Consider the following 26,080-nt stretch of genomic DNA (forward strand, 5'->3'; position numbering starts at 1 on the left):
TTCGAACTTGAATAGCCCGAGCGTGTCATCCCATGCTTGCTGATAGTGGGACAGCGCACCCTTTCCAACTTTGACAAGAGATTCGGGAAGTCCATCAAAAACGTCGGGAACCGCATCCAGAAACGATTTTTGCCAGCGCGCTATATTTCTAACGGCGGTCTCACCAGCCTGCTCGGCGCCTTCTGTGAGCTTCGATGCAGCCTCAAGCACCTGGTGCCAGGCAGCTACCGCGCCGCCTTTGGCGGAGGCGGCAGCGTCACCCAGCTCAGAAAGCGCCTCCCCAAGAATCTTAACAGACTTCTCAAGCGCTTCGCTTGTCCCCTCAAGCAAACTCCTGAGTGCGCTAGGATTGTCTGGCAAATCAAAAGCAGACTTCCAACGCGCCTGTTGCTCGGCGGCATATGCGCGGGTGACGTGCCCTTTCAGCGGCAGACTGGAATCGATGGGTTCCAACGAGACGTTAGCACCGACGATTTCCCTTACCCAGCGAGAATCGACGTCCATAGCTCCTTTGAACGTCCTGCTGTTATTAGCCGGGTCAGTCTCGCTGGACAGGAAAAGGTCGGGGTGCCCCACACGATTTGCGTCCTGGTAGGCATCAAAGATACGAAAAACATCTCTTTTACTGTTAGTGATGTCCTCTCCCGGAATGTGATCGGCAAAAAGTTCTGCCTTGGTCACCCCGTTAAAAGTAGCTGAATCCGAGGCATTTTTAATTGCGGCGGGAATTTCGATGTCTCGGACAATAGAGTCCCTGCTAAGGTCACCGCTGGATTTATCTGGCGCATAAATTACATTATGTTCAGCAGGGTTTTGGGTCGCATATGCAAGAGAAACTTTCCCATTTAGTTTATTTGAGGCCTCAAAATCCAAACCACCATCAACAACGCTTGCAATATTAGATCGAAATATAAACTGCCCAAGTTTCGTTCTATCGATGGATACTGCTTCATCACCGACGCGCTCCACCAAGTCATTGGCCAAAACGCTATTAAATACACCTCCTGTTAATCGTCCATCGCCTCCCGTGGCGCCGTCGTAGAAGACCTTTATCGTGGCATGGCTCGTACTTCCATCCGCCAGTAAGCGATCAAGATTATTCGACCCTACCTTGCCATCAATCGCATCTTGTACAAATTGCTGCAGCTGGCCCAGCGTCACCTTGCCGCCGGCAAAGGCGGGAACCCCATTCGCATCGAATGTGACAGTAAGTCCAAATTTGTCGGCAAATATCTGAACAAGTGGATTGGGGTAGTCGACGATACTTGTCATCGGCCCGCTCCACTTGGTGAATGATATAATTTCCAATACTTACGAGGCAACGAAATCGGATTGAACTCAATAGTATCGGGGTAAAAGTTAATTAAATCTTCTTCTAATATATCTTTATCGTTAAATTTATAGGAAGAATTCATTATAAAGTATAGATTAATAAATATTTCTCTAGTAAACTCTATCTCTGATGGTTTCATCGCTTTTATAAAGTCACCATAGAAATTCTTTACGCTCCCGTATCTCCCATGCTCTTGAAAGAACCTTTCATCAAATTTTCCTTGCTCTGGCAAAGTCATATTGTCATAGTCCAGACCAGCCTCGTAGGCGGCACGACTGATCCGTTTCGAGTTCGCCGCGACCACTATCGCTTCAATAGTCATTTTTCCTGTCTTACTTCCAGGCCACTCTACTTCCAGAAGGTAGGTCGCCCCGCCAACATCCGGATGTATCGTTATGCCCTTGTATTGAAGGGTGGCTCTCCCATCCTTGCTCGTCACGCTAGTGACCTTTGGCATTCTCAAGCGCATATCTTGCATCCTGACTTTAGGAATGACTGTATCGAGCGGCCAGTCGGTCGACGGTCAAGCCAGCCAGCATGCTCTTTCAAAATCGGGCAGCGCAATAACTTCCAGTCACAAGCTGTCCGGTCACGATCGTCTGATTTGCTCAGGATACGGTTCGAATAACAGCGCCCCTTGATCGCACCAACGGACGATAAGAAATGGGTGCCGCGGACGACTTCATGCGCCTGCAGCGTGGCGTCGTGCAACCCACCACTATCCTGGCGCAAATAGCCCGCCTCCATCGTCTTGGTGAAGGCGATGTGTTCCTTGATCCCTTCGATCCGGGCTTCATTAGTCAGCCGATCGTACTCGGCTTGGCTTATCAGGTTGTTTTCAAGTTGGTTCGCGGCGCGCTCGGCCTTGACGTTGAATTCTTCCAAAATCGATTGAGCAAAGCTCGGCCTATTGTCGGGGTCGCTACTCCAATGAATCTCGTCCACCGACTTGCTATGATTGCCGTGCGCCGTCGTCCCGAGGACGGCTGCGTCAATCTTGCGCTTTGCCACCAGCGCTCCGTTGTAGCGCGCATCGGCGTTGAAGCCGAAACGCCCGCTGGGATCCAGTGCGCTCTGGTAGCTTCCCATCTCACGGGTCCAAAGCGAGTCGCCAAAGCCATGGGCGGCATCAAAAGGATTGCGGGCCTCACCGTTGGAACGAGTAAACGGTCGCACACCGAGAAAGTCGTCAGGACGCTCGATGTTCTCGAAAGCCATTGCAATGCCCCCGCTTGCCGATGTTTAACGGTTACTACACAGTTGGAAAGTTGTTGTAGCCAATACCCTTTACACCGGCATCGGCCATAGCCTGTTTAAAGCTCTCTGAAACGAAGACAGAGCCAAAATGAGTTCGCGGGTCGATCCATATATTATTCCCAGATAATTTCGCGAGATTGACAACATACTGACCACCAGGCTTACTTACCCAAAGCCCAGCCGACTCGTCGAACGCATGCGTCGTTTTTTCTCGGTCTATACTGTCAATGCTATTGCCAGGGTAGAACCAGAAAAAAGAACCAGCATGGCTGCCGTCCTCCCATACAAGCTCGACGGGCTTGAACTGATGAACATCCGGCTCCAGTTGGTCCACCACTCGGCGTAAATTATCGCTGACCATGAAGATGTTGTTGGTTCTCTGAAGATCGGTGAGTTCACGCTTCTTGCCCTTGACCAGCACTTTGGTTGGCAGGTGCGCCAGATCGACGCGAACACCTTGGTAGAATTCGTTCTTTTTGACTCTGGTCCCATCCGGCAATCTTGCCCCATTCGTAACCGGATGGAACTGGAAGCCGACCGGCAGCACCTTCTTCATGTCACCGTCGAGCAAACCGAAACCAGATTCGTACTCTTCTCCGGTATCGTCGAAGATCGTGTAGACTGCCATTCTTCTTTCCTTTTGAACCATCCCTTGCGGGCGCTGCGGTTGCGCTTCTGCCCTGCCTGCCGCACAGGATGATGATGCCGGGCCAAGCGCTGCCGTGCAGCTTAGCCCGACTGATATGCCGGCCGCGAGGAGACGGCGCTTTGAAAGCGTCAAATTCGCACCGATTCGTTCCCCGGGTATCGAGCCCGGCACAGCATGATCCAGCCGCCTGTCAAAAGCGCGCCTTGCCGCGACCCTTGCGAGCGTCAGTGACCGCCAACGGCTTTCGTGGACAAGCCCCCCGGCCATGCCCGACCCCTCATGTTGGATGATCCGCCTCCGGCGCCTTTGCCAGCGCTTCTTCTTACTTGGCAATGAAGCAAAACTATCGATGGTTGGGAAGGGCAATAGTTGCTCCAGGACCATTTTTTTTGAGCAATTCTACAACAGGAAGATGACAGCGGCAGCGCCATGCCGTCGATGCTTCATATCTGGGTAGAATATTCTAATATGTATATTAGAATGCGCTACTGAACTGGTGAGCCGGCCAGCCCGCCGATTGGAGCCTCAAAGCTGCAACGCTGAGAGCATCAGGCGCCGGCCGCCGCCCTCACTGGATGGACCAGCCACTCTTATCTTACTTCAAGTCCTTGACCACCGGGCAGCGTAGCAATTTCCAGTCGCGAGCTACCTTTGCGGCCCTCAGTGCTTGCGCAAGCCTGTCGGAGATAAAAAAAACTCGAAGAATTCTCTCGTCCCACCACATGTCTGGCCCGCCCAAGGCGGCAGTCGAAAATGTAAACTGATCATTAACCGGATTAGGGGGAAGTCGCCATACCTCGCGAGATTTATAAGGCTTGTAAGCTTGCGGCGACATCTCTGGCAGGAAGGCATCCTTCCGATTGCCCTGGTTAAGGTAAAAGAACTCGCCCTGCACTTGCGTAGTGCGATCAGGATGCCAAAGCCTCACAGGCACTAAACAGCCGTTACCCAAATCGAACAGCCGCAAGATGTCTGCGCTCGGCTGCGTAACGAATAAATACCCGGAGCTAAACATTTGCGGGATGCGTTGGCGATGCGCATTGTCATACTTCATGGGCTTAAGATCAGCCGGAAATCGTTTGGGTTCAACAACGCCCCCAGCGTTTATTAATCTGACAGCATCCAAAATATGTTCCGGTTCATTGTCGGCCTCATCAGCCTCGAACGAGCGCCAGCCTCTGACGTTAGTTATATCGCCGCCCCGAACGCACCAGACGCATTCGGCGCTTCGGTCGGTCATGCCTACTTCTGCTCCGCGCCGGACTGTTTTCATGTAAGGCTGCACCATCCAAGAGCACTTTCACTGACCGACTTTACCGCCGCAGCCGACCGATTGGCCGTCTCGGACGCCGCCCAAAGCGACGATGCCTGAGCGACTACGCCGTTGGCAGTTCATGATAGCCGATACCGCTGGCACCGGCATCGGCCATAGCCTGCTTGAACACTTCTGAAATGAAAGGACGCTTGAAAGAATTCATGCGCGGGTCGATCCAGATATTGTGTTCGCCGACCTGCCCGCGGTTCACGACGTATTGCCCGCCAGTACGGTCATATCCGTCGATCAAGAGGCCGATGTCGTTTTGTACGGTCATTGGACCACCCATGTCGCGATTGACGGGTCAATGAAGGACTCATGGAAGGGGATAGAGCGGAAGTAAGGGCGCAGGACCGGGTCGAAAGCGATGCTCATCGGCATCCAGTCGCCGATCCACTGGCTGTCTTTCAAAATGAAGCGCCGCGGCAAGTGAGCTGCGGGAACATCCTGAGGGACGAGGCGGTCATCGGTCAGGGGCGCCACGAGGCAACCGGATTCGAATGCCCGCCAGATCGCCCGGAAAGCGGCCGGCTCGGCGGCGCGCACTCCATCGCGGATCGCCTTGGGGAGTTCCTGACGCTCGAGAACGGCGGGTGGCGAATAGTAATCCGTATCCCGGACAAGCCATAATCTGGTGCTGCGAATGTCCTCGACTTGACGGCCAAAATTCCAAGCGATGACATCCAGTCGGTCGGCGTTTTCGCGAGTGGCGAAGCTGCAGCCTAGTAGATCCGGCCCTCTACCCAAACCAATCACCAATTCGTTGGATTCACCGGCCTGCGGCAGCGGCCACCGCAGTCCCCCGAACCGGGCGTTCGGCGGAGAAAACAATCCAGGCCGATCTGAGACCTTCTCCCAGCGGTACCGATGCGCGTCGAGCGGCTGCAGCATGTCCGGCGACGGTTCGGGAGAACGGAACTGCCGCTTGCGCATTGCGGCATAAAGGTCGTGCGGGAAGATCGGACCCTCGCGGCGCAGGCCGGCGGCCCAGGCGCCGTTGAACCAGCCGCCGAACGTTCGCAGCATGGCGGCATCGTCGGTGGCGGTGCGCCAGTTCGGCCAGATGCGAAATGCCTCCAGCGCGGCGTCGTCGACGCGCGCCCAGGTGCCGTAGGCCGGCGCCTGACCGTCGACTCCAGACAGCGACAGATTGTAGTCGAGAATGACCGCGCTTGCGTCGCCGGCGAAGCCGATAGCCAACTGCATTTCGAGGTCTGGATGCCGGTAATGAAAATGCCGCCAAACCAGCGCGGGATGCGTTGGATGAGCTTTATCGGCAAGTTCGGCATGTTGCGGCGAGAGCAGGGAACCCGCCACGAACGCCTCGCCCGTATGGATATGATCCATCCGTCCGCCTTCGGGCGTCGGCGAAAAGCGCCACCAGCCGAAGTCGAGCGCGTCTGTCATGGCTTGACCGGAAAGGGCGTGAAGGCGTATCGACCGCTAGCGCGGTAACCGGCCCCGTCTTCTGTGCCGTGATCTTGGGGCCAACATTGGTGGTGAACTCATAGGCCATGCAATGATCTCCGGATCTCAGCGCCTTGCTCCGACGCCGCACGGTGAGCGATCGGTTGACCTCGGCTCACATTTCCTGATGGTAGCCAACCTTCAACAGCCCCCTGATATTCCTGTCTTCCACTGCCTGGACGAAAGCGTCTGAAGCGAAGACGAGGCTTTTCGCGCCCGTATCTCGCCAGAGGTGCTTTCCAAGCACAATTTCTCTCTTGAACAGATAAGGAACGTCTCCGCGACGCTGCATCCAAAAGACTCTGTCGCCTATATACTCGACCTGAGCACCTTCTCGTCGAGTACCACCGAGTGCAACATCTGGCCGATATTAACGAGAGAATACCGAACAGGTAGCGCTTGCTTTGTCCCGGTTCTCGCAATCCTGATCGGGACAAACTGATGAACGCGAGGCTCGAATTCCTCGATGAGTTCGATAACTTCCCGTTGAACCGCGAACAGACCCCTAATCGATATGATTGGCGAGAACTTCTTTGGAACCTCCCTCAGATAAAATATCTCCGGTACCCATTCGGGATGGAGAAGCTCGCGCCCTTCGTGGAAATCTCCAATCACGGCCAGTGAGAAGGCTCCCAGAATCTTTCCGCCTCTCATCTCATTGAATTGCGGATCTTCTTCCGTGGCGTGGAGCTCCGGTGTATTTTGAGCGTTGCTGTCTGGTCTGACCTGCCAAACCATCACAGCACTCTCTTGCCAAGCATGCCGATCATAGCTTGCGCCCTCACCACAAAAGGCGTCCGAATGGAACGGCGGCACCGAAAAGCGCTTGTCGCGCCAGGCGGCGCGGCCACCCCCGACCTCCCGCGTTCGGTGATCCGCCTCGGGCAGGCGGGCCAGCCCGCCTGGGTGGGCGCCCAGAGGTGCGATGACTGACGACATCCCATCGACAGACTGCTCAACTCAGCTAGCCCGTCCAGTGACGGCGTCCGCCATTATCAGGCGTCGGCGGCCTGCTTGGCTGGCATCGGCGCAGCACCCATCTTCTTCAGCGCCTCCGGGTCGACCAACCGGGTCACCAGCGGGTGGATGCGCAGGTCGCCCTGCTTGATCACCTGCTTGAAATTGGCGATCACGGCGGTGGCGAGTTTGGGGGTCGGCGCGATCACGTCGATCAGCCAGTTGATGTCGCCGCTCGTCCATTCCTCGGGCTTGAGGCGAACCGGGAAGATGCCGGCCTTGATCTGCTCGCGGATCTTGGCGTCGACCTCGTCCGACACACTGGCCCAGATGGCGATGCCGGCCAGCGCCTCCAGCTGCGGCCCATCCTCCTTGGCCGGCTGCGCGATGGCGATGCGGTCGCGGATCAGCGGCTCGAGCACAAGCTGCTGCAGGTCGGCGATCGACAGATGGCGGTAGCGCGGCACGGCCATCATCGCCAGCGCCACCTTGCCGAAAGTTTCGTGGACGCGGGCGCGAATGCCCTTGATCTTTTCCAGTACAGCCGGATCGATGGCCGGCTGGCTTTCCGGAGTCGTCCCGCCATGGCCATTTGCCGGCTTTGTTTGCTGCGGCGTCGCGGCTTCTTTGCCCTCGCCTGGAAGTTTCTTCGCCATGTCCAGAATACCTCGCCATTAGACTGTGACTGCGGCGCACGTTACGGAGATTTTATCGAAATACAACCGCTTATGCAGCACAGCCGAATGGGCTGCCTGTCCCTTTTCATCGCCCGATGACGCTTTCTTGCCGTTCGATGGCGCGCGAAAGACGCGCACACCGCTTTTCAGTAAGGACTTTTCCCAGCCGCACTCTGCGCGTAGCCCTTGGCCCGGTAGACAATCGTCGAAACGAGCCAACTGGCAACCAAGATGCCGACGACCGCGTAGCCGAAATTGGCGAGATGTCGTTCATCTCCCCGACGAAGCCCCAAAATCCGCCTTGAAGACCGAGCTTATCGGCGATCACGCATTTCATTAGTGAGAAACGTGGACCTGATCGCAGGTTCCTTTCAAGGGTCGACCTCAAGGGCTCGGCATGATTCCCAGTCTGGAAGCATACAAACATTTGAGAGCAACCAAGCAGTCCTGCAGCTGGGATGCCGGCTGGCGTTCGCTGCTACTCCGCAGCCACGAGGACGCGCCTTCAGGCCCGGAGGGTTATTAACATCGTTGATTTCATTGGCTTTTTCGTGGGCCGAAATCAGAAACCTCCCCGTACCATTCCGCATGGTTCCGCGACCACTTTCGAAAGGGCCAACAGATCAGCGACCGGCTGGCTGCCAGGTCAAGTTGTCATATCTTTCGTAGCGAGTTCGTCAGGCATAGTCGACCAGCACAGCCACCACCGCTGCGCAGTCGCCGGCTTTGACCAAGCCGGGAAAATGCCGCGCGGCCAGCATGCCGGACATCTTTGCCCGGATTTCCTGCGGAGCGATGCCGGTGCGGCCGGTGGAGTGGATGCGCGCCAGTACCGCGCCCTGCTCGACAGGCTCGCCGAGATCGACCATGGTTTCGATCATCCCGTCATCCTCGGCGAAGGAGAAGCAATCGCCCGACGGCATGTCCAGCCATTGGGTCGTGCCTGTCTCGACCGCACCCTCAACAATGCCGGCATGGCGCAGCACATTGCTTATGCCGCGCCGCGCGATCCGCACCGTTTGCGCACGCGAGGTGCCGCCGCCGCCAAGCTCGGTGCTGACGAAGACCTTGCCCATCTCCTCCGCCGCCGTGTCGTACATGCCGACGGAGTCGATCTCGATCATGCGCATCGAGAACGGTGCGGAGAACGCCGCGACCGCATCAAAGGCTTTCTGCTCCTGTGCCTTGTCGGGCACGGTGTGCGCGGCGCAGAAAGGCACGAAGTCCAGCGTTTTGCCGCCGGAGTGGAAGTCGAAGACGAGGTCGGCGCGCGGCAGCAATTTCCGCTGGAAATAGTCGGCGATCTTTTCCGTCACCGTGCCGTCGGGCCGGCCGGGAAAGCTGCGGTTCATGTTGCCCTTGTCGATCGGCGACGTCCGCGTGCCGGCGCGAAAGGCCGGATAGTTCATCGCCGGTACGATGATCACCGTGCCGCTGACCTGGCGGGGATCGAGCGTGCGGGCGAGATCGTAGAGCGCCAGCGGACCTTCATACTCATCGCCATGATTGCCGCCCGAGAGCAGCGCTGTCGGTCCCTTGCCGTTGCGGATGACGCAGATCGGGATCATCACCGAACCCCAGGCCGAGTCGTCGCGGCTGTAGGGCAGGCGCAGGAAACCATGCTGCACGCCATCCCTGTCGAAATCGACGGTCGGCGCGATTGGGGATGGGCGGAGACTGGACATCGTTTTCAATTCTTCACCACCAGCTTGCGCGGCACATTGGCCAGGCACTCTACACCGGTTTCGGTGATCAGGATGGATTCGGTGATCTCCAGCCCCATAGTATCCAGCCACAAGCCGGTCATGAAATGGAAGGTCATGCCGGGCTTCAGTTCGGTGCGGTCGCCGGGGCGCAGGCTCATCGTGCGTTCGCCCCAGTCCGGCGGATAGGAAAGACCGATCGAGTAGCCGGTGCGGTTGTCCTTGACGATGCCATACTTCTTCAAGACGGCGAAGAAGGCGTTGGCGATGTCCTCGCAGGCGTTGCCGGGCTTGGCCGCTGCAAGCCCCGCCTCCATGCCTTCCAGCGTCGCCTTCTCGGCATCGAGGAAAGCTTGCGTCGGCTTGCCCAGAAAGACGGTGCGCGACAGCGGGCAGTGATAGCGGTTGTAGCAGCCGGCGATCTCGAAGAAAGTGCCTTCGCCGGACTTCATCGGCTTGTCGTCCCAGGTCAGATGCGGTGCCGAAGCGTCGGCGCCCGACGGCAACAGCGGCACGATTGCCGGATAGTCGCCGCCGATCCCATCGACGCCGCGCGTGCCGGCATCATAGATCTCGGCGACAAGGTCGCATTTGCGCATGCCGACCTCGATCTTGTCGACAATGCGCTGGTGCATGGCTTCGACGATGCGGGCCGCCTTGCGCATATAATCGATCTCGGTCGCGCTCTTCACCGCGCGCTGCCAGTTGACCAAAGCTGTGGCATCGACAAAGCGGGCATTGGGAAGGTGTTTCTGCAGCGAAGCGAAGGCGGCGGCCGAGAACCAGTAATTGTCCATCTCGACGCCAATGGTGAGCTTGCCCCAGCCGCGATCACTGAGCACGCTGGCCAGAAAATCCATCGGGTGGCGCTCGGTCGACTGCACGTAGTGGTCGGCATAGCCAACGATGTTGTCATGCGCGAGATAGGCGGTGCGCTTGGCGCCATTGGCATCCTGGCCGCGGCCATACCAGACCGGCTCGCCCGATGGCGGCACGATGACCGCCTGATGCACGTAGAACGACCAGCCGTCATAGCCGGTCAGCCAAGCCATGTTCGACGGATCGCTGATAACCAGCAGATCGACGCCCTTTACCTCCATGGCCTTCCGCGTCTTGGCGAGGCGATCCGCAAATTCGGCCCGCGAGAATTTCAGGTTCGGTTGCATTGTTCTTGGTCCTCGTTTGTTGGGCCTCGCGGCCGGTATCAGCTTTCGAAGATGGTTCCGGCATTGGCCGCTTGCGCCCGGTCGCGGGCGAGCGTCGCGATCGCCGTGTCCTGCACGCCGGTGCCGGTCAAATCGGCGATGGTGATTTCGCTGGCCGAGCGCCGGCCGTGTTTGTCGCCGGCGATAATCTGGCCGAGTTCGGTCACCTCGGCGTCGGCTCCCATCACGCCCGACGCGATGGCGTGATGGAGTTCGCCGAGACGCCGCGTTTGCTTCGCGCTATCAGCGACATAGAGGTCGGCCATGCGCAGGATCGCCGGCGCGATCTCGTTCTTGTGCTCGGCGTCAGATCCCATGGCGGTGATGTGCTGCCCAGCGGAAACGAAGCCGGCCTTGACCAGCGGTTCAGTCGACGGCGTGGTGGTGACGATGATGTCGGCGCCGGCAACAGCCTTTGCCGCGTCCGGTTCGGCGCGCACGGAGATGCCAAGTTTTTCGCGCAGGGAGTTTGCCGTCGCCTCCGCCTTGAAGGGATCGCGCGCCCAGATGCGTGCCTCGGTGATTGGCCGCACCAGCATGAGCGCTTCGAGCTGCAACCCGGCCTGCACGCCGGCACCGAAGATCGCGGCAACAGATGAGTCCGGCCGCGAAAGGTGCTTCGCCGCGACAGCGCCTGCAGCAGCGGTGCGGATGTCGGTGAGATAGCCATTGTCGAGCAGCAGCGCCTCGACCACGCCGGTTCTTGCCGAGAGCAGCACCATCATGCCGCCGCCGCTCGGCAGGCCGAGTTTCGGATTGTCGAAAAAGCCGGAGCTTATCTTGACGGCGAAACCGTCTATGCCGGGCACATAGGCCGACTTCACATCGACCTCGCCGCGATGCTCGTGAATGTCCAGCCGCAGGATCGGCGGCATCGCAACCGGCAAGGTGGCGAGCGCGCGGAAGGCGCTTTCGACACAGGCGACGGCGTCGAGATCGAGCGTCACGATGGTACGCAGTTCTCTCTCGGTGAGGATCGTCATGCTGCTCATGCCGCGCGCTCCGCAATGGCGTCACCGCAGATGATCTTGCGATGCGTGTTCATGTCGATGTTTCGTCCGGACAGCAGAACCACCACCGGCCCGTTCACCTTGACCTTGCCGGAAAGCAGCGCGGCGATGCCGACCGCACCGGCGCCTTCGACGATCTCGCGTTCCTGCGCGTAGGCATGGCGGATGCCGGCGGCGATCTCGTCCTCGCTGAGCAGAATGACGTCGTCGAGCAGGTCGCGGCACATGGCGAAGGTCAGCCGGTTGTCGAGGCCGATGCCGCCGCCGAGCGAATCCGCCAGCGTCGGCAGCTCCTCGACCTCGATCGGGCGACCGGCATCGAGGCTCGCCTTCATCGCCGCCCCTCGCGCCATCGAAACGCCCATGACTTTTGTCCGAGGGCTGACGCCTTTGATGGCTGCGGCGGTGCCCGAGGCCAGCCCACCGCCAGAGAGCTGGACCAGAGCGAGAGCGGCATCCGGAACCTGCTCGATCATCTCCAGTCCGAGTGTGCCTTGCCCGGCGATAATGTCGGGATGGTCGAAGGGCGGCAGCATCACCAGCCCTTCTTGCGTCACCAGCCGCTCGACCTCCTGCTGCGCCTCATCCTGACTTCTGCCGACGATGCGGACGTCCGCACCGAGCCGACGGATCTCATCCAGCTTGTTCTGCGGCACCAGCCGAGACATGCAGATCACCGCGCGCATCCCTTCGAGCTTCGCGGCATGGGCAAGCGCACGGCCATGATTGCCAGTCGATGACGCGACCACGCCGTGCGCCCTCTCCTCAGCGCTCAGCATAGCGACAGCATTCGAGGCGCCGCGCAGCTTGAAGCTGCCGGTAATCTGGCGATGTTCGAGCTTGAGATGGACGGGGACGCCCAGCCGTTCGGACAGGCTGTGGGATAATACTGTTGGCGTGCGCTCGATCCTGCCGGCAATGCGCTCACGCGCGGCACGAATATCGCTAAGGCTAACTGTTGTCATGATCGTCAATCGCCCGGCAGCGGCAGCGTCATCAGACGGCCGAACTCCGGATGCGGTGTTTCATCGCCACACAGCCGCAAACAATTCCAGGCGCTAGCCTGATTGCTGGTCACCACCGGGCGGCCAATGGCCTCTTCCATGCCGGCGACTGCCAGCGCGCCGCGCAACGCCGTGCAGGAGACGAACAGCGCATCGGCCTCAGCGTGCGTCGCCTCGCGTGCGAGATCGACAATCGCTGCCGGCGCGATGCGCGCCATCTCGCGGTCGTCTTCGAAGCCAAGGCAGGTGAAGCTCAATATGTCGAAGCCACGCGCCGCAAAATAGGCGGCCATCGGCCTCGAGGTTTCCACCGTGTAAGGCGTGAGGATGCTGATCTTTTTCGCGCCCAACGCGTTCAGCCCGCGCACGCCTGCCATAGGCGGCGTGACGACGGGAACGCCCGGCTTGGCGGACTGGATTGCCGCCTCGATCTCCGCATCGCCGATCACCACCGAGGCCGAGGTGCAGGAATAGCAGATGGCGTCGAGGCTCTCGTCGGGCAGGATGAGCGCCGCGCCCGCCGCCAGCTCCGGCTGCATCTTGCGAAGGTTTTCCGGCGTGGTCGGGTTCTTGTAGGGAATGCGCGCGACATAGACGCCGAGCCGCTCGCTCGCCACCATGCGGCGGAAATCCGGCTCGCTCGTGTGGTCGGTGGCAAGGATGATCAGGCCGACGCGCTTTTCCAGCGGGCGCGCGTCGAGTGCCGGCCTTGTCGGCATCAGCCTGATTTCGGGCAGCGGTTTCATCTTGAGGATTACCTTTCGATCTTGCCGTAGCGATGTTCCAGCCAGCGCAGCAGCACGACCGAAAAGAGGCTGATGACGAGGAAGAAGGCGCCGACCAGCGTGATCGGCTCGATGTAGCGATAGTAGGTGTTGGCGACGCTCTTGGCCTGGTTCATCAGTTCCAGCACGGTGATCGCCGACAGCAGCGGCGTCTCCTTGAACATGGCGATGAAATAGTTGGCCAGCGCCGGGATCATCGGGGGGATAGCCTGCGGGATGATGATGTTGGTCCAGGTCTGCGTGGCGCTGAGATTGCATGCCTTGGCCGCTTCCCACTGGCCGCGCGGCACGTTGTCGATGCCGGCGCGGTAGACCTCGGCCGTGTAGGTGCCGTAGTGCAGGCCAAGCCCGATGACGCCGGCGACCAGCGGCGGCAAAAGGATGCCGAAATCGGGCAGCACGTAAAAGATGAAATAGAGCTGCACCAAGAGCGGCGTGCCGCGGATGAATTCAGCCGCCCAGCCGACGCTGCGCGAGAGCGCCTTGCTGGGGGAGCGGCGCGCCAATGCGATGCCCAGCCCGACGATGGCGGCCAGCACGGAGCCAAGCAGCGTCGCCAGGATGGTGATCTTCACGCCCTGGATCAGCGTCGGCATGATTTCCCAGACGAAGTTCCAATCCCAATCCATCAGACGCGCACCCCATCGAGGCCACGCGCCATGCGGCGTTCCAGAGAACGCACGCCCCAGGAGATGATCAGCGCCAGCATGAAATAGATGATGAGGATGGTGGCGAACGGCACCAGCGTGTTGCCTGTCTGCGAGCGCACGACCTGCGCCTGAAAAGTGAGATCGGCGAGCGAGATCAGCGACACCACGGAAGTCGCCTTGAGCAGTTCGATGGCGTTGTTGCCGAAGGTCGGCAGCATGATCAGCAGCGCCTGCGGCAGGATGACGTGGCGCATGCCTTGCCAGCGGCCAAAATTGAGCGCGATGCAGGCTTCGTATTGCTCACGGCCGACCGACTGGATGGCGCCGCGCACCACTTCGGCCGCATAGGCGCCGACATTGAGGCCCAGCGCCAGCACGCCGGCCTGCAGCGGGGTCAGTTCGAGGCCGATCAACGGCAACACGAAATAGGCAAAGAACAGCTGCACGAAGATCGAGGTGCCGCGGAAGAATTCGATGTAGACGGTTGCCAGCCAGCGCAGCGCAAAGAAGCGCGACAGGCGCCCCATGCCGGCAAGGAAGGCCATGACCAGCGCGAGCACCGACCCCATCAGCGTCAGCTCGATGGTGACAAGCGCTCCCTGCAATATCAGGCCGAGATAGCCGGACCACTGGGTCATCTAGGTTCCAACATTGGCGGTTTCAGAGTCCCTTCTCCCCGTTTACGGGGGGTTGAGGAGCGGTCCGCGTAGCGGGCGAAAGCCAATTGCTTGGCTTTTCGAGCGACGAACGCCGGCAGGCAGATGAGGGGCGGAGCCAGCCTCTCAAGGGAAAGCGCTGCCCCTCATCCGTCACTTCGTGACACCTTCTCCCCGTTGAACGGGGCGAAGGAAAAATCACTTCGCGGCGCAGAGCTTGTCGCGGGTCGTCGACATCGCCGCTGCCGCCGAGAAGCCGTAGGGTTCGATGATCTTGGCGAACTCTCCGGATTTCTTCAGCTTCGCGAGTTCCACGTCGAAGGCATCGCGCAACGCTTCGTCGCCCTTCTTGAAGGCGGCGCCGTCGCAATAGACCGGCGCGCCCTGCACTGGCGCAATGACTTCGAGGTTCGGATCATTGGCCTTCTTGACCAGGTCGTTGATGGAAAGAACCGGCAGCGAATAGGCGTCGATGCGGCCATCCTGCAGCATCTTCAGGCCACTCTGGCCGTCCGGCACGACAATGACGCGCTCGCGTGGCACGCCGGCGTTGAGCGCCAGCTTCTCTTCGGTGCCGCCGCCGGGCGCGCCGATCGTGGCTGACGTGTCCTTGGCGACGTCCTCGTAGCTCTTGAACCCCTTGGGATTGCCCTTCTTCACCAACATCGCCTCGGCGTCGCACAGCACCGGTTCCGAATAGACGACCGCCGCGCAGCGCTCCGGTTTCATGAACAGGCCGGCAGTAACGACGTCGAAGCGGCCGGCCTGCAGGCCGGGGATCATCGCGCCATACTCCGAAATCGACGCGACGATGTCGCCAACGCCGAGACGCTTGAAGACCTCGCGGGCCACGTCGGGCGCCGCCCCCGAGACCTTGCCGTCGGCGGCGACGGCCGTGTAGGGCGGCTCGTTGGCGATGGCGACGCGGGCAAAGCCCTGCGCCTTCAATTGCTCGAGCTTGCTGTCATCGGCGAAACCGGAGCTTGACGCGGCCAGAACCGCTGTCAATGCGAGACCGGAGACGCCGGCCAGAATGCCAAGTTTCTTCATTGTTCCCAACTCCTTGTTTTCTTGTTTGGTTTTGTCTGAGGCGGTCTTCCGCCCCGCAAAGCGGTCAGACACGATGTCCGGCCGCGATGATCTTCTTCAGGAAGCCTTGCGTGCGCTCCTGCTTGGGATGGCGGAAAATCTCGTCGGGCTTGCCTTCTTCGACGATCCTGCCGCGGTCGAAAAACAGCACGCGGTCGGCGAAGTCGTGGGCAAAGCCCATCTCATGGGTGACGAGCAGCATGGTCATGTCGGTCTCGGCGGCAAGCTTGCGCATGACGTTGAGCACCTCTTCGACCAGCTCCGGATCGAGCGCCGAGGTCACCTCGTCGAAGAGCATGATCTTCGGCGACAGGGCCAGCGCGCGCGCAATCGCCACACGCTGCTTCTGGCCTCCGGACAATTGCGCCGGCATCGACTTCGCCTTGTCGGCCATGCCGACCATGTCGAGCAGTTCCATCGCCCGCTTTTCGGCAGCGGCGCGCGGCGTGCCCTTGGTCAGCATCGGCGCCAGGGTGACATTGTCCATGACGCATTTGTGCGGGAACAGGTTGAACAGCTGGAAGACCATGCCGATCTTCTGGCGCATCTTGGTCAGGTGCCGCTCGTCGGCGGGCAGCAGCTGGCCATTGCGCTCCATGTGGTAGAGCTGCTCGCCATCGATCTGGATATGGCCGCCATCGATCCTTTCCAGCGTCATCAGGATGCGCAGGATTGTCGTCTTTCCCGAGCCGGACGGGCCGATCAGCGCCAGCTTCTCGCCGGGCATGACCTGCATCGACAGGCCGTCGAGCACCTTGAACGAGCCGAAGCTCTTCGAAATGGCGTCGACCTTGATGATGGGTGTGGACAAATGAATTTCCCCTGTTGGAGAAGCCTGTGCCCTTAACGATGGGGAAGGCGCCAAATCATGTCAATTGAGAAAATAATCTCATGACAATATTTCCGGCACCGCATGATTTCAGGGCAATTTCCGCTCAGATTGCGAGCAGCAGATGCTCCGGATCGCCAAGCAGCAGCTTGGTCACAACGCCGAGGCCGGCACGCAGTTCCCCCTCGGTGGTCGAGCCCAACGAGATGCGCACCGCCGGATGCCAAGGCGCATCGGAGATGCGGAAGGAGGTGCCGGGCGCGATCGCCACGCCCTGCAAGCGGGCCTGGGCGACGAAGCTGTCCTCGGCGCGGTTGGCCGGCAATTGCAGCCAGACATGCAGCCCGTCGCGCCGGGCGCGGTAGTCGACCCCGGCCAGCACTTCGGCCGCGATATCCTGGCGCCGCCGCAACGCCGCGCGCTGCCAGCGCACGAGGTCCATCGCCGTGCCGTCGGTCACCCATTTGGTAGCGATCTCGGCCACCAGCGGCGTCGCCATCCAGTTGGACACCAGATGCCGGTTGGCCACCGCCGCGACATAGCGGTCGGGCGCGGCGAGGTAGCCGATGCGCAGGCCGGGCACGGTGATCTTGGTGAAGGAAGTGACATAGAGCGTCCGCTCCGGCGCGAAGGCGGCAACCGGCGGCGGCCGGTCTTCGACCAGGGGCCCCAGCACATCGTTCTCGATGATGGCGATGTCGTGCTTGCGCGCCACCGCGGCGATCTCTTCGCGCCGCCGCGCATCCATCAGCGTAGCCGTCGGGTTGATCACCGAGGGCTGTACGAAGACCGCGCGGATATCCGAGAGCCGGCAGGCCTCGTCCAAAGCGTCCGGGATCAGCCCGTTGCCGTCGATCGGCAGGCCTTCCAGGTTGAAACCGAGATAGCGTGCCAGCGGCACCAGCGTGTGATGGCCGATGGCCTCGGTGGCGACGGTCGAGCCCGGCGGCGCAACGCTCATCAGCGCCACCGTCATCCCGGCGGTGGCGCCATTGGTGAGACTGATATTCTGTGCGGAAACATCCAGCCCGCACAGCTTCAGCCAGTCCACCGCCACCGCGCGATGGCGCGGGAACACCATGTTGGGCCGGAACGACAGCGCCGAACTTGACGGCAGGTTTTCCGCCAGCCAGCCCAGCGCCTGTTTCAGCCGCTCCAGATGCATCGGCTCGCAGACCGGCTTCAGGATGGAGAGATCAATGACCTCGCCGAGGCGTTCCGGCAGATAGGGCGGCTCGGGCTCGCGGCGTTGCGTCTGGACAAAACTGCCGCGGCCAATCTCGCCCGAAATCAAGCCGCGCCGGATCAGTTCCTCATAGGCGCGGCTGACCGTCTGCACCGACAATTTGAGATCGTCTGCCAGCCGGCGATGCGTCGGCAGCCGCGCGCCATTGGCCAGCCGCCCGTCATGGATGGCGCGCGCGAACTGGTCGGCCAGCGATTGATAGGCCGGCCGGCGAAGCAGCGCGGGATCGGGTTGCCACAATGTCATGACTTATTAGAGATCAGAATCAGTGCAATTGACAATCGAAATCATGCGCCGTCATGGTGATGCCGACAAAAAGTGGACGCCGATGAGATCAGCGAAACTCGACGCCATCGACCTGAAAATCCTCGAGGCCATCCAGCGCGACGGACGCATCACCAAGCTGGCGCTGGCCGAGCAGGTCGGCCTTTCGCCGACGCCCTGCTGGATGCGGCTGCGCAAGCTGGAAAAGGCCGGCATCGTCTCGGGCTATCACGCCAGGATCGCCATGCGTGTCGTGACGCCGGTCGCCACCGTATTGATGGAGGTGACGCTGGCCAGCCACCGCCAGGCCGATTTCGACCGCTTCGAGCGCGTCATCCGCGATATCCCCGAGATCGTAGCCTGCTGGTCTGTCGGCGGCGGCGTCGACTATGTGGTAAAGGTGATGGCGCGCGACATCGATGCCTATCAGCGGCTGGTCGACGGCTTGCTCGAGCGCGAAATCGGCATCGATCGCTACTTCACCTACATTGTCACCAAGACAGTGAAGGAGGAGCTCGTTCTCCCCATCGCCGACCTGCTGCCGGCATCGTCCTAGCCCGGAGAGATCGTCTGCCAAGGCGGCAGAATAGAGAGACTCTCTCCACGACCGGGCACGCAAACAATCTCTCTGTCTGCTTAATGACCGATAGTCTTCCCGTACAGTCGGAAACGGGAGGCCTCGATCATGTCCGCGCATTTCGCTCGCTCGCATCGCCATGAGGCGCTGGAACGCCTTGCCGACCGCCGGCTGCTTCGCGAACTCGCCTATGTCGATGGCCACTGGACGGCAAGCGATGCCGCCAAAAGCTTCGAAGTGACCGATCCGGCCACTGGCACCACCGTTGCCTCTGTTGCCGCGCTCGATGCCGGGCAGACAACCAGGGCGATCGATGCCGCCGCGCGTGCCTTCCCGGCCTGGCGATCGCTGCTGCCGCAGGAGCGGTCCAAAATTCTGCGAAAATGGTTCGAATTGATCATTGCCGCAAAAGACGATCTCGCTCTGCTGATGACACTGGAGCAAGGCAAGCCGCTGCAGGACTCGCTTGGCGAAATCGACTACGCCGCTTCCTTCGTCGAGTGGTATGCGGAGGAAGCTAAACGCCTTAACGCCGAGAGCGTCACCAACCATCTGCCCAACGCGGAAATGATGGTGCGGCGCGAGCCGATCGGTATTGTCGGCGTCGTCACGCCGTGGAATTTTCCGTCGGCGATGCTGACCCGCAAGGCGGCGGCAGCGCTTGCCGCCGGCTGCACCATCGTCGCGCATCCGTCCTCGGAGACGCCGCTGTCGGCGCTCGCGCTGGCTGAGCTTGGCGAGCGTGCCGGCCTGCCCGCCGGCGTCCTCAACGTCATCACCGGCAAAGCCGCGACGATTGTCGGCCGCATGTGCGAGGATGCGCGCGTCCGCGCCATGAGTTTTACCGGCTCGACGGAGATCGGCAGGCTGATCGCCGCGGAAAGTGCTGCTACGATGAAGCGGCTGGTGATGGAGCTTGGCGGCCATGCGCCGCTGATCGTGTTTGCGGATGCGGATCTCGACAAAGCGGTGAGCATCGCTATCGACGCCAAGTTCGCCACGTCGGGCCAGGATTGCCTCGCCGCCAACCGCATTTATGTCCATCGCCCGATATACGATCGCTTCTGCGCCGCCTTTGCCAGGCGCGTCGAGATATTGCGAACCGGCAATGGGCTTGCCGACAAGTGTGACATCGGGCCGCTGATGCATGAGCGCGCGGTGACCAAGGTCGAGGAGCAGGTCGCCGATGCCATCGCCCATGGCGCGCGCTGCCTGATCGGCGGCAAACGACATCAGGCCGGGCCGTTGTTCTACCAGCCGACGCTGCTGGTCGATGTTTCCGACGAAGCGCTGATCATGCGCGAAGAGACCTTTGGTCCAGTCGCTGCCATGACGCCCTTCGCCAGCGAGGACGAGGTGATCGCCCGCGCCAACGCCACCGAATACGGCCTCGTCGCCTATGTGGTGACCGAGAACGGCGCTCGCCAACAGCGCCTTGGCCGCGCCCTCGACTACGGTATGGTCGCCATCAATCGCGTCAAGATCACCGGGGCACCGATCCCGTTCGGCGGCGTCAAGCAATCCGGCATTGGCCGCGAAGGCTCGCGCCACGGGCTCGAAGCCTTCACCGATCTCAAATATCTCTGCCTGGACGTCGCATAGGTTCCAGGTCAACGGATGCATTAGAAGCTGTTTGCCAATATCTGAGATCTGTCCATGAACGCCACAACAAGAACCGTCCCGGCCACCATGTCCGCCGTGCTGCTCACCGGGCATGGCGGACCGGAAAAGCTCGTCTACCGCACCGATGTCAAAGTGCCTGTGCCTGCAGCCGGCGAAGTGCTGGTCAAGGTCAGCGCTTGCGGTATGAACAACACCGATGTCTGGGTGCGCCAGGGCGCCTATGGCACCGAGGAAGACGCCGCCGCCGTATCGACCTGGCGACGCCAGGGCAACACGCTTGTTTTCCCGCGTATCCAGGGCACCGACACGGTCGGTACCATTGCTGCTGTCGGCGAAGGCGTCTCGCCGGATCGCATTGGCGAACGGGTGATGGTCGATTTCTCCATCTACAACCGCGACGACGACTCACTCGCCGACATTGACTATATGGGCCACGGCCGTGACGGCGGTTACGCCGAGTACCAGGCGGTGCCGGCTGAAAACGCCCATGTCGTCGACACCGAGATGAGCGACGTAGAACTCGCCACCTTCTGCTGCGCCTATCTCACCGGCGAGCAGATGCTGGAGCGTGCCGGGCTGAAAGCCGGCGAGCGCGTGCTGGTCACCGGTGCCTCGGGCGGCGTTGGCTCCGGCATCGTGCAGCTGGCACGGGCGCGCGGTGCGATCCCCTATGCAGTCGTCGGCAAGAGCAAGGAGCAGGCGGTGCGCGACATCGGCGCCGAGGCGGTCATCACTCGTGGCGGTGCCGATCTGCCGGCGGCCGTGAATGAAGCGACCGGCGGCCAGCCGATCGATGTGGTGGCCGATCTCGTCGGCGGTGCGATCTTCAACGACCTGTTGCGCATCCTCAGGCCCGAGGGCCGTTACACGACCGCCGGCGCGATTGCCGGCCCGGTTGTGCAACTCGATCTCAGGACGATGTATCTGAAGCAACTGCAGCTGCACGGCTCCAGCCAGGGCACGCGGGCTGATTTTCGCCGCGTCGTGCGCTACGTCGAGGAGAAGAAAATCAAGCCTCTCGTTGGCGGCGTCTACAAACTGTCGGACTTCCACCGTGCCCAGACAGACTTCATGGGCAAGGACTTCGTCGGCAAGCTCGTCGTGATGCCGGATGCAATGTGGAGGCGCGGCCAAGATCATTGATCCAGGCCCCAACCGACGTCACCTCAAATAAGGTCATCTGTCTGGCATCCGGCACCTGCCCGAACTCGATATCGGACGGTAAAGCCATTTGGGTTCCGGCTGAAGTTCAAGCGTCGCGCCGAACTCCGCCCCAGTCGGCAAACAGTCCAGAAATGTCTGCTTTGATTGCCCGGTAGTTTTTTCACTTGCATCCGATTTCACGACCGGAAATGCCATCAGGCAGATGAAGATCGGAGCTTCCAGGAGACGCTGATACTAACCGGCAGCGGGCCAGTTCCGCTGCAGCTCACTTTGGTCGACCATGTCCTTGCTGCGTGCGACAAAGCGGCGCCAGCCGCCGAATGAGGAGATGTCGGAGGCACCGTCCAAGCCGGCGGTTTCGACCAGAAAACCCTTGGCCGGGGCCCCGTCGTCGAGTTCGACCGTGCCGATGCCGAGCGGCGCCGGAATGGCAGCGACGAAACGGCCGAAGGCCTCCGGCTCAAGCCGCCAGACCTCGACGTCGATCCGCATGCCGCCATCGGCAACGCGGATCAAGCCGGGTTTGGGCACAGACTGGCCAGCCAGCGCATAGAGTCTATACGCGGGGGCCGTCCTGGTTGCGCGCAGGAACTGCGCACCGAGCTGGCTGAGCTGGCCGTTGAGCGGCATGCCAGACAGATGCGCGCCGACCACGACAAGGTCGATCAAACCGTCGCAGGGCGCGAAAGCGGCCGGCTGCAGATTGGGCTGCGGCCAGCCCGTGGCGCCAAGCGGAAGGCCACTGGCGGCATGGATGTCGCCGGCCAGTGCCGCAGTCTGCCAGTCCCTCCCTGCCATGGCGAGCAATGTCACGCTCATCGGCAGCCCATCGTCGCGCTTGCCTGTCGGCACGGCGATGCCACACATGTCGAGCAGATTGACGAAATTGGTGTAGGTGCCCAGCCGGCTGTTGGTGACGATCGGATCGGCGAGCACCGTATCAAGGGCATAATGCGTCGGCGCGGTTGGCACACAGAACAGGTCGACCGAGGCGATGAGCGGGGCGAGCTTCGCCTTGTAGGACTGAAGTGCATAGAGGCCCTTGAAGGCGTCGGCCGCCGACAGGCTGCGCGCGCCGCCGATGATTTTGCGCGTCACCGGATGCATCGCCGCTTCGTTGGCGTCCATGAAGTCGCGGATCGCCGCGTAGCGTTCGGCCACCCAGGCGCCCTCATAGAGAAGATTGGCGGCGGCGTAGAAATCGCTGAACGGGATTTCGACCAGCCGGCAGCCGAGCTTTTTCAGCGTGGTCAGAGCCGCCTCGAAGCCGGCCTGCATGGAACGGTCGCCGAAGAATTCGAGATCCGCCTTCGCCGGCACGCCGACGCTCAGCACCGGCGGGAGGGCGGCAAGGGCGGGCACCTTGATGGCGCGTGAATAGGCATCGGCGGCATCCTTGGCGGCCGCGACGGAAAACACCTCATAGGCGTCGTCGACGGTGAGCGCGAACACCGAGACGCAGTCGAGCGTGCGGCAGGCCGGCACGACGCCGGCGGCGGAGAGCGCGCCGACCGTCGGCTTCAGCCCGACGATGTTGTTGAGCCCGGCGGGAATGCGGCCGGAACCGGCGGTATCGGTGCCGAGCGCGAAGGAGACGATGCCGCGCGCGGTCGCCACGGCAGACCCAGACGAGGAGCCGCCGGGGACCAGGCTGGCATCGACAGCGTTCCTCGGGATAGGGTAAGGCGTGCGCACGCCGACCAGGCCGGTGGCGAATTGATCGAGATTGGTCTTGCCCACCACCAGCGCGCCGGCCGCCTTCAGCCGCGCCACCACAGTTGCGTCCCTGTCGGGCGTATAGGCATATTCGGCGCAGGCGGCGGTCGTCGGCATGCCGGCGACATCGATGTTGTCCTTGACCGCGAACGGCACGCCCCACAACGGCTTGGCCACCGGATCGAGCGGCCCGAGCTTTTGCGCCTGCGTCAGCATCTCCGCCTTGGCGGCGAGATGGATGAAGATGCCGGGATCGTCAGCCGCCGCGATGCGCTCATGCACGGCATCGATCATGTCGGCGACAGTGACGCCGGCCGCATAGGCCGCATGCAGACTGCCGATGTCGAAGCGGATCTCGCTCATTTGACCTCCCCCAGAATGATCACTGGCAGGTCCCACTGGATCAGCACGACGCAGCCGTCTTCCGTCCACACCGAATGCTCGGTGCCGACTGGATTCAGGATGACGCTGCCTGCGGGATAGCCGCCGTTCTCGTCGCTCTGGGTGCCTTCCAACACGACGATGGTTTCCAGCCCGACATGGCGGTGGTGCGGCACGGTGGCGCCGGGCCGGTAGTTGAGGATGGCGACCGACGGCTCGACAGGCCCGCCCTTCAGCAGCCAGTGCACGGTGATGCCCTCGCGAAATGGCTCGAACGCCAGCTCGCGCCAGCCGCCACCGATGAGGCCGGCAAAACTCAGATTAGCCATTGGCAATTCCCTGAAGCACCTGGTCGGTCGTCGCCGTCCAGCCGACGATGGCGCCTTGCGCCCTGATCATGGCCAATGCCGCCGCCTTGAACTCTGGGAAATAGCTTTCCGTGGCGTCCTCGGCGAGCAGGCACTCATAGCCGCGATCGTTGGCCTCGCGCATGGTCGTCTGCACGCAGACTTCCGTGGTGACGCCGGCAAAGACGAGTTGCTGAGCACCGAGCCGTTTCAGATCCTCGCCAAAACTGGTCGCGTAGAACGCACCCTTGCCAGGTTTTTCGATGACGATCTCGCCCGGCAGCGGTGCAAGCTCGTCGAGGATCGCCGTGCCCGGTTCGCCGACGATCAGCACGCGGCCCATGGGACCTGCATCGCCGATGCGGATGGTCGGATTGCCGCGATTGCGCTTGGCCGGCGGCAGGTCCGAAAGGTCGGCCCTGTGGCACTCCATGGTGTGGATCACAGGCAGGCCGGCGGCACGGAAGCCTTCGATTAGTTTCTTCACCGTCGGCACGATGGCCGTGACCCGGCTGACGTCGTTGCCGAGACTGGCGCCAAAGCCGCCGGGCTCGGCGAAATCGCGCTGCATGTCGATGACCACCAGCGCCATGGTCTGTGGCTTGAAGGCGAAGGAAAACGGCAGCGCATCGATTTCCGCCATCAGTGATGTCCTGCCATGTGTTCGCCGATGGTCTGCACGCTGGCCTGCGCGATCGGCGTCTCATAGACCAGCGCGCCATCCGACATGACGAAGATGCGGTCGGACAGTTCGAGCAGTTCGTCGAGGTCTTCCGACATCAGCAGCACGGCGGCACCCGCATTGCGCGCCTTCATGATGCGGGCGCGGATTTCGGCTACCGCCGAGAAATCGAGGCCGAAGCAGGGGTTGGAGACGATCAGCAGATCGACCGCACCGGTGAGTTCGCGGGCGAGGACGGCGCGCTGCACATTGCCGCCCGACAGCGACGAAATCGGCGAGGCGAGCGAAGCGGTCTTGACCTTGAACTGCTCGACCAGACGGGTCGCATAGTCGCGGATGGCGCTCATCCTGATCCAGCTGATCGGTTTGCCGGCTTCGTTCAAATCGAAGGTCCGGAAAGCCATGTTTTCGGCCACCGTCATCTTCGGCGCGCAGGCGTTGCGCAACGGTTCCTCGGGAATGAAGCGGACATTGAGCGTCCGCGCCTCGGCGCGGCTGGCGCCGTAAGGCGATCCCTTGACCAGTACGTCGCCGCCGTCGCGCGTACGCTGCCCGGCCAGGACTTCGAGAAACTCCTTCTGGCCGTTGCCGGAAATGCCGGCAACGCCGACGATCTCGCCGGACTTCACATCGAGTTCGCCGATATTGATGGTTTTCAGGCCTGTCCGGTCGGGCGCCTTCAGCGACTTTACCGTCAGGATCTGCCTGGCGTCGGCCGGAACCGGAGCGCGGCTGTCGAGCGCGGCGATCGGCTGGTCGCCGATCATCATCGCCGCCATCTCCCTGTGCGAGAGAGCTGACACCTTTCCGGTTCCGGTCAGCCTGCCCTTGCGCAGCACCGTGATGTCGTCGGCAAACGCAGTCACTTCATGGAACTTGTGCGAGATCATCAGCACGGTGAGGCCGCTCGCTCTGGTCATGTCGCGCACCAGGCCAAGCACTTCCTGCGCTTCGCCGGGGGTGAGCACGGAAGTCGGCTCGTCGAGCACCAGGAAGCTGCGGCCGAGATAAAGCTGCTTGATGATCTCCAGCTTCTGTTTTTCGCCGGCGGCGAGTTCGGCCACCTTGACGTCGAGCGGCAGCTTGAACGGCATCCGTTCCATGAAGGCAGCAAGGTCGGCGCGCTCCTTGCGCCAGTCGATGATACCAGGCACCTTTTCGCGCGAGATGACCAGGTTTTCCGCGCCGGTCAGCGACGGGACCAGCGTGAAGTGCTGGTAGACCATGCCAAGCCCGAGCGCCGAGGCGTCGCGGGGGCTGGCGATCGCCACCTCGCGGCCGTCGACGAGGATGTCGCCGGAGGTCGGGTGGTAAAAACCCATCATGCATTTGACCAGCGTCGACTTGCCGGCGCCGTTTTCGCCGAGCAGCGCATGGAACGATCCGGCCGGCACCTTGATCGAGACGTCGCTGAGCGCGGTGAAGGCGCCGAAGCGCATGGTCATGCCGATGGTCTCGACGCTGACCGCTTTCCTGCCGCCTTCACTCATGGTC

At 61.4% G+C, this 26,080-nt stretch carries 27 protein-coding genes; 4 read left to right on the plus strand and 23 right to left on the minus strand.

Annotation, left to right across the window (positions count from 1 at the left end):
- Positions 1-45 precede the first annotated feature (45 nt).
- On the plus strand, positions 46-699 hold the full coding sequence (locus AC1DYC_RS11905; protein ID WP_477406484.1) for a hypothetical protein: 654 nt from the start codon (positions 46-48) through the stop codon (positions 697-699).
- A gap of 569 nt (positions 700-1,268) precedes the next feature.
- Here AC1DYC_RS11905 and AC1DYC_RS11910 read toward each other — a convergent pair.
- The 19 genes from AC1DYC_RS11910 to ehuR all read right to left on the minus strand — a co-directional run bounded on the left by AC1DYC_RS11910 (position 1,269) and on the right by ehuR (position 18,078).
- The gene (locus tag AC1DYC_RS11910) at positions 1,269-1,772 is read right to left on the minus strand and encodes a hypothetical protein (protein ID WP_477406486.1); all 504 of its coding nucleotides are present in this window, start codon (positions 1,770-1,772) and stop codon (positions 1,269-1,271) included.
- Between the two features lie 20 nt (positions 1,773-1,792).
- Positions 1,793-2,551 (minus strand): hypothetical protein, encoded by a 759-nt coding sequence (locus AC1DYC_RS11915; RefSeq protein WP_477406488.1) that lies wholly within the window; start codon positions 2,549-2,551, stop codon positions 1,793-1,795.
- 34 nt (positions 2,552-2,585) lie between these two features.
- Positions 2,586-3,218 carry an imm11 family protein gene (locus tag AC1DYC_RS11920; RefSeq protein WP_477406490.1) on the minus strand — a complete coding sequence of 211 codons (633 nt, stop codon included), beginning with the start codon at positions 3,216-3,218 and terminating at the stop codon, positions 2,586-2,588.
- 616 nt (positions 3,219-3,834) lie between these two features.
- Complete coding sequence (locus tag AC1DYC_RS11925) at positions 3,835-4,479, minus strand: hypothetical protein (RefSeq protein ID WP_477406492.1); 645 nt, start codon at positions 4,477-4,479, stop codon at positions 3,835-3,837.
- A gap of 136 nt (positions 4,480-4,615) precedes the next feature.
- Positions 4,616-4,831 carry a hypothetical protein gene (locus AC1DYC_RS11930; RefSeq protein WP_477406494.1) on the minus strand — a complete coding sequence of 72 codons (216 nt, stop codon included), beginning with the start codon at positions 4,829-4,831 and terminating at the stop codon, positions 4,616-4,618.
- Positions 4,828-5,961 (minus strand): hypothetical protein, encoded by a 1,134-nt coding sequence (locus tag AC1DYC_RS11935; protein ID WP_477406496.1) that lies wholly within the window; start codon positions 5,959-5,961, stop codon positions 4,828-4,830. The genes AC1DYC_RS11930 and AC1DYC_RS11935 overlap by 4 nt, the downstream gene beginning before the upstream one ends.
- 175 nt (positions 5,962-6,136) lie before the next feature.
- On the minus strand, positions 6,137-6,313 hold the full coding sequence (locus AC1DYC_RS11940) for an imm11 family protein (protein ID WP_477406498.1): 177 nt from the start codon (positions 6,311-6,313) through the stop codon (positions 6,137-6,139).
- A 17-nt stretch (positions 6,314-6,330) separates the two neighbouring features.
- Positions 6,331-6,960: a hypothetical protein gene (locus AC1DYC_RS11945; protein ID WP_477406500.1), complete on the minus strand. Its 630-nt coding sequence runs from the start codon at positions 6,958-6,960 to the stop codon at positions 6,331-6,333.
- A 56-nt stretch (positions 6,961-7,016) separates the two neighbouring features.
- Entirely contained in the window at positions 7,017-7,634 is a 618-nt protein-coding gene (locus AC1DYC_RS11950; RefSeq protein WP_477406502.1) for a toxin-activating lysine-acyltransferase, read from the minus strand.
- Positions 7,635-8,332: 698 nt separating this feature from the next.
- Entirely contained in the window at positions 8,333-9,340 is a 1,008-nt protein-coding gene (doeB, locus tag AC1DYC_RS11955; RefSeq protein ID WP_477406504.1) for a N(2)-acetyl-L-2,4-diaminobutanoate deacetylase DoeB, read from the minus strand.
- A gap of 5 nt (positions 9,341-9,345) precedes the next feature.
- On the minus strand, positions 9,346-10,524 hold the full coding sequence (doeA, locus tag AC1DYC_RS11960) for an ectoine hydrolase DoeA (protein ID WP_477406506.1): 1,179 nt from the start codon (positions 10,522-10,524) through the stop codon (positions 9,346-9,348).
- Between the two features lie 38 nt (positions 10,525-10,562).
- Positions 10,563-11,555: a cyclodeaminase gene (locus tag AC1DYC_RS11965; protein ID WP_477406508.1), complete on the minus strand. Its 993-nt coding sequence runs from the start codon at positions 11,553-11,555 to the stop codon at positions 10,563-10,565.
- Complete coding sequence (gene eutB / locus AC1DYC_RS11970) at positions 11,552-12,538, minus strand: hydroxyectoine utilization dehydratase EutB (protein ID WP_477406510.1); 987 nt, start codon at positions 12,536-12,538, stop codon at positions 11,552-11,554. The genes AC1DYC_RS11965 and eutB overlap by 4 nt, the downstream gene beginning before the upstream one ends.
- Before the next feature lie 5 nt (positions 12,539-12,543).
- Positions 12,544-13,323: an ectoine utilization protein EutA gene (gene eutA / locus AC1DYC_RS11975; RefSeq protein ID WP_477406512.1), complete on the minus strand. Its 780-nt coding sequence runs from the start codon at positions 13,321-13,323 to the stop codon at positions 12,544-12,546.
- Positions 13,324-13,331: 8 nt separating this feature from the next.
- Positions 13,332-13,991 carry an ectoine/hydroxyectoine ABC transporter permease subunit EhuD gene (ehuD, locus tag AC1DYC_RS11980; protein WP_477300721.1) on the minus strand — a complete coding sequence of 220 codons (660 nt, stop codon included), beginning with the start codon at positions 13,989-13,991 and terminating at the stop codon, positions 13,332-13,334.
- The gene (ehuC, locus tag AC1DYC_RS11985; protein ID WP_477406514.1) at positions 13,991-14,650 is read right to left on the minus strand and encodes an ectoine/hydroxyectoine ABC transporter permease subunit EhuC; all 660 of its coding nucleotides are present in this window, start codon (positions 14,648-14,650) and stop codon (positions 13,991-13,993) included. Before ehuC ends, ehuD begins: the two co-directional genes overlap by 1 nt.
- A gap of 216 nt (positions 14,651-14,866) precedes the next feature.
- Entirely contained in the window at positions 14,867-15,718 is an 852-nt protein-coding gene (gene ehuB, locus AC1DYC_RS11990) for an ectoine/hydroxyectoine ABC transporter substrate-binding protein EhuB (RefSeq protein ID WP_477406516.1), read from the minus strand.
- 64 nt (positions 15,719-15,782) lie between these two features.
- Positions 15,783-16,568 (minus strand): ectoine/hydroxyectoine ABC transporter ATP-binding protein EhuA, encoded by a 786-nt coding sequence (gene ehuA / locus AC1DYC_RS11995; protein WP_477300715.1) that lies wholly within the window; start codon positions 16,566-16,568, stop codon positions 15,783-15,785.
- Between the two features lie 124 nt (positions 16,569-16,692).
- Complete coding sequence (gene ehuR / locus AC1DYC_RS12000) at positions 16,693-18,078, minus strand: MocR-like ectoine utilization transcription factor EhuR (RefSeq protein ID WP_477406518.1); 1,386 nt, start codon at positions 18,076-18,078, stop codon at positions 16,693-16,695.
- Positions 18,079-18,160: 82 nt separating this feature from the next.
- Here ehuR and AC1DYC_RS12005 point away from each other — a divergent pair, with 82 nt between their 5' ends.
- From AC1DYC_RS12005 to AC1DYC_RS12015, 3 genes are all read left to right on the plus strand, one after another.
- Positions 18,161-18,652 carry an Lrp/AsnC family transcriptional regulator gene (locus AC1DYC_RS12005; RefSeq protein WP_477406520.1) on the plus strand — a complete coding sequence of 164 codons (492 nt, stop codon included), beginning with the start codon at positions 18,161-18,163 and terminating at the stop codon, positions 18,650-18,652.
- A 129-nt stretch (positions 18,653-18,781) separates the two neighbouring features.
- Positions 18,782-20,275, plus strand: coding sequence for an NAD-dependent succinate-semialdehyde dehydrogenase (locus AC1DYC_RS12010; RefSeq protein WP_477406522.1), 1,494 nt, complete (start codon positions 18,782-18,784; stop codon positions 20,273-20,275).
- Between the two features lie 54 nt (positions 20,276-20,329).
- Positions 20,330-21,439: an alcohol dehydrogenase family protein gene (locus AC1DYC_RS12015; protein WP_477406524.1), complete on the plus strand. Its 1,110-nt coding sequence runs from the start codon at positions 20,330-20,332 to the stop codon at positions 21,437-21,439.
- Positions 21,440-21,694: 255 nt separating this feature from the next.
- Here the strand turns inward: AC1DYC_RS12015 and atzF are convergent, their stop codons facing one another.
- The 4 genes from atzF to AC1DYC_RS12035 are packed head-to-tail and all read right to left on the minus strand — an operon-like array spanning position 21,695 to position 26,076.
- Positions 21,695-23,539, minus strand: coding sequence for an allophanate hydrolase (gene atzF / locus AC1DYC_RS12020; RefSeq protein WP_477406526.1), 1,845 nt, complete (start codon positions 23,537-23,539; stop codon positions 21,695-21,697).
- Complete coding sequence (locus AC1DYC_RS12025; protein ID WP_477406528.1) at positions 23,536-23,886, minus strand: cupin domain-containing protein; 351 nt, start codon at positions 23,884-23,886, stop codon at positions 23,536-23,538. Before AC1DYC_RS12025 ends, atzF begins: the two co-directional genes overlap by 4 nt.
- Entirely contained in the window at positions 23,879-24,547 is a 669-nt protein-coding gene (locus AC1DYC_RS12030; protein WP_477406530.1) for a cysteine hydrolase family protein, read from the minus strand. Before AC1DYC_RS12030 ends, AC1DYC_RS12025 begins: the two co-directional genes overlap by 8 nt.
- Positions 24,547-26,076 (minus strand): ABC transporter ATP-binding protein, encoded by a 1,530-nt coding sequence (locus AC1DYC_RS12035; protein WP_477406532.1) that lies wholly within the window; start codon positions 26,074-26,076, stop codon positions 24,547-24,549. Before AC1DYC_RS12035 ends, AC1DYC_RS12030 begins: the two co-directional genes overlap by 1 nt.
- Between the last annotated feature and the right edge of the window lie 4 nt (positions 26,077-26,080).

Source organism: Mesorhizobium sp. P2_E7, assembly GCF_056403855.1.

Excerpts from the sequence above, each read along its gene's own strand:
- ehuR (WP_477406518.1), bottom strand. The coding sequence starts at position 18,078 with ATGACATTGTGGCAACCCGATCCCGCGCTGCTTCGCCGGCCGGCCTAT.
- AC1DYC_RS12030 (WP_477406530.1), bottom strand. The coding sequence starts at position 24,547 with ATGGCGGAAATCGATGCGCTGCCGTTTTCCTTCGCCTTCAAGCCACAG.
- ehuD (WP_477300721.1), bottom strand. The coding sequence starts at position 13,991 with ATGGATTGGGATTGGAACTTCGTCTGGGAAATCATGCCGACGCTGATC.
- AC1DYC_RS12015 (WP_477406524.1), top strand. The coding sequence starts at position 20,330 with ATGAACGCCACAACAAGAACCGTCCCGGCCACCATGTCCGCCGTGCTG.
- AC1DYC_RS11950 (WP_477406502.1), bottom strand. The coding sequence starts at position 7,634 with ATGGCGAAGAAACTTCCAGGCGAGGGCAAAGAAGCCGCGACGCCGCAG.
- AC1DYC_RS12035 (WP_477406532.1), bottom strand. The coding sequence starts at position 26,076 with ATGAGTGAAGGCGGCAGGAAAGCGGTCAGCGTCGAGACCATCGGCATG.
- atzF (WP_477406526.1), bottom strand. The coding sequence starts at position 23,539 with ATGAGCGAGATCCGCTTCGACATCGGCAGTCTGCATGCGGCCTATGCG.
- eutB (WP_477406510.1), bottom strand. The coding sequence starts at position 12,538 with ATGACAACAGTTAGCCTTAGCGATATTCGTGCCGCGCGTGAGCGCATT.
- doeA (WP_477406506.1), bottom strand. The coding sequence starts at position 10,524 with ATGCAACCGAACCTGAAATTCTCGCGGGCCGAATTTGCGGATCGCCTC.
- ehuB (WP_477406516.1), bottom strand. The coding sequence starts at position 15,718 with ATGAAGAAACTTGGCATTCTGGCCGGCGTCTCCGGTCTCGCATTGACA.
- AC1DYC_RS11930 (WP_477406494.1), bottom strand. The coding sequence starts at position 4,831 with ATGACCGTACAAAACGACATCGGCCTCTTGATCGACGGATATGACCGT.
- doeB (WP_477406504.1), bottom strand. The coding sequence starts at position 9,340 with ATGTCCAGTCTCCGCCCATCCCCAATCGCGCCGACCGTCGATTTCGAC.
- AC1DYC_RS11940 (WP_477406498.1), bottom strand. The coding sequence starts at position 6,313 with ATGCAGCGTCGCGGAGACGTTCCTTATCTGTTCAAGAGAGAAATTGTG.
- AC1DYC_RS11920 (WP_477406490.1), bottom strand. The coding sequence starts at position 3,218 with ATGGCAGTCTACACGATCTTCGACGATACCGGAGAAGAGTACGAATCT.
- eutA (WP_477406512.1), bottom strand. The coding sequence starts at position 13,323 with ATGAAACCGCTGCCCGAAATCAGGCTGATGCCGACAAGGCCGGCACTC.
- AC1DYC_RS11965 (WP_477406508.1), bottom strand. The coding sequence starts at position 11,555 with ATGAGCAGCATGACGATCCTCACCGAGAGAGAACTGCGTACCATCGTG.
- AC1DYC_RS11915 (WP_477406488.1), bottom strand. The coding sequence starts at position 2,551 with ATGGCTTTCGAGAACATCGAGCGTCCTGACGACTTTCTCGGTGTGCGA.
- ehuC (WP_477406514.1), bottom strand. The coding sequence starts at position 14,650 with ATGACCCAGTGGTCCGGCTATCTCGGCCTGATATTGCAGGGAGCGCTT.
- AC1DYC_RS12005 (WP_477406520.1), top strand. The coding sequence starts at position 18,161 with ATGAGATCAGCGAAACTCGACGCCATCGACCTGAAAATCCTCGAGGCC.
- AC1DYC_RS11935 (WP_477406496.1), bottom strand. The coding sequence starts at position 5,961 with ATGACAGACGCGCTCGACTTCGGCTGGTGGCGCTTTTCGCCGACGCCC.
- AC1DYC_RS12010 (WP_477406522.1), top strand. The coding sequence starts at position 18,782 with ATGTCCGCGCATTTCGCTCGCTCGCATCGCCATGAGGCGCTGGAACGC.
- AC1DYC_RS11925 (WP_477406492.1), bottom strand. The coding sequence starts at position 4,479 with ATGACCGACCGAAGCGCCGAATGCGTCTGGTGCGTTCGGGGCGGCGAT.
- AC1DYC_RS11945 (WP_477406500.1), bottom strand. The coding sequence starts at position 6,960 with ATGTCGTCAGTCATCGCACCTCTGGGCGCCCACCCAGGCGGGCTGGCC.
- AC1DYC_RS12025 (WP_477406528.1), bottom strand. The coding sequence starts at position 23,886 with ATGGCTAATCTGAGTTTTGCCGGCCTCATCGGTGGCGGCTGGCGCGAG.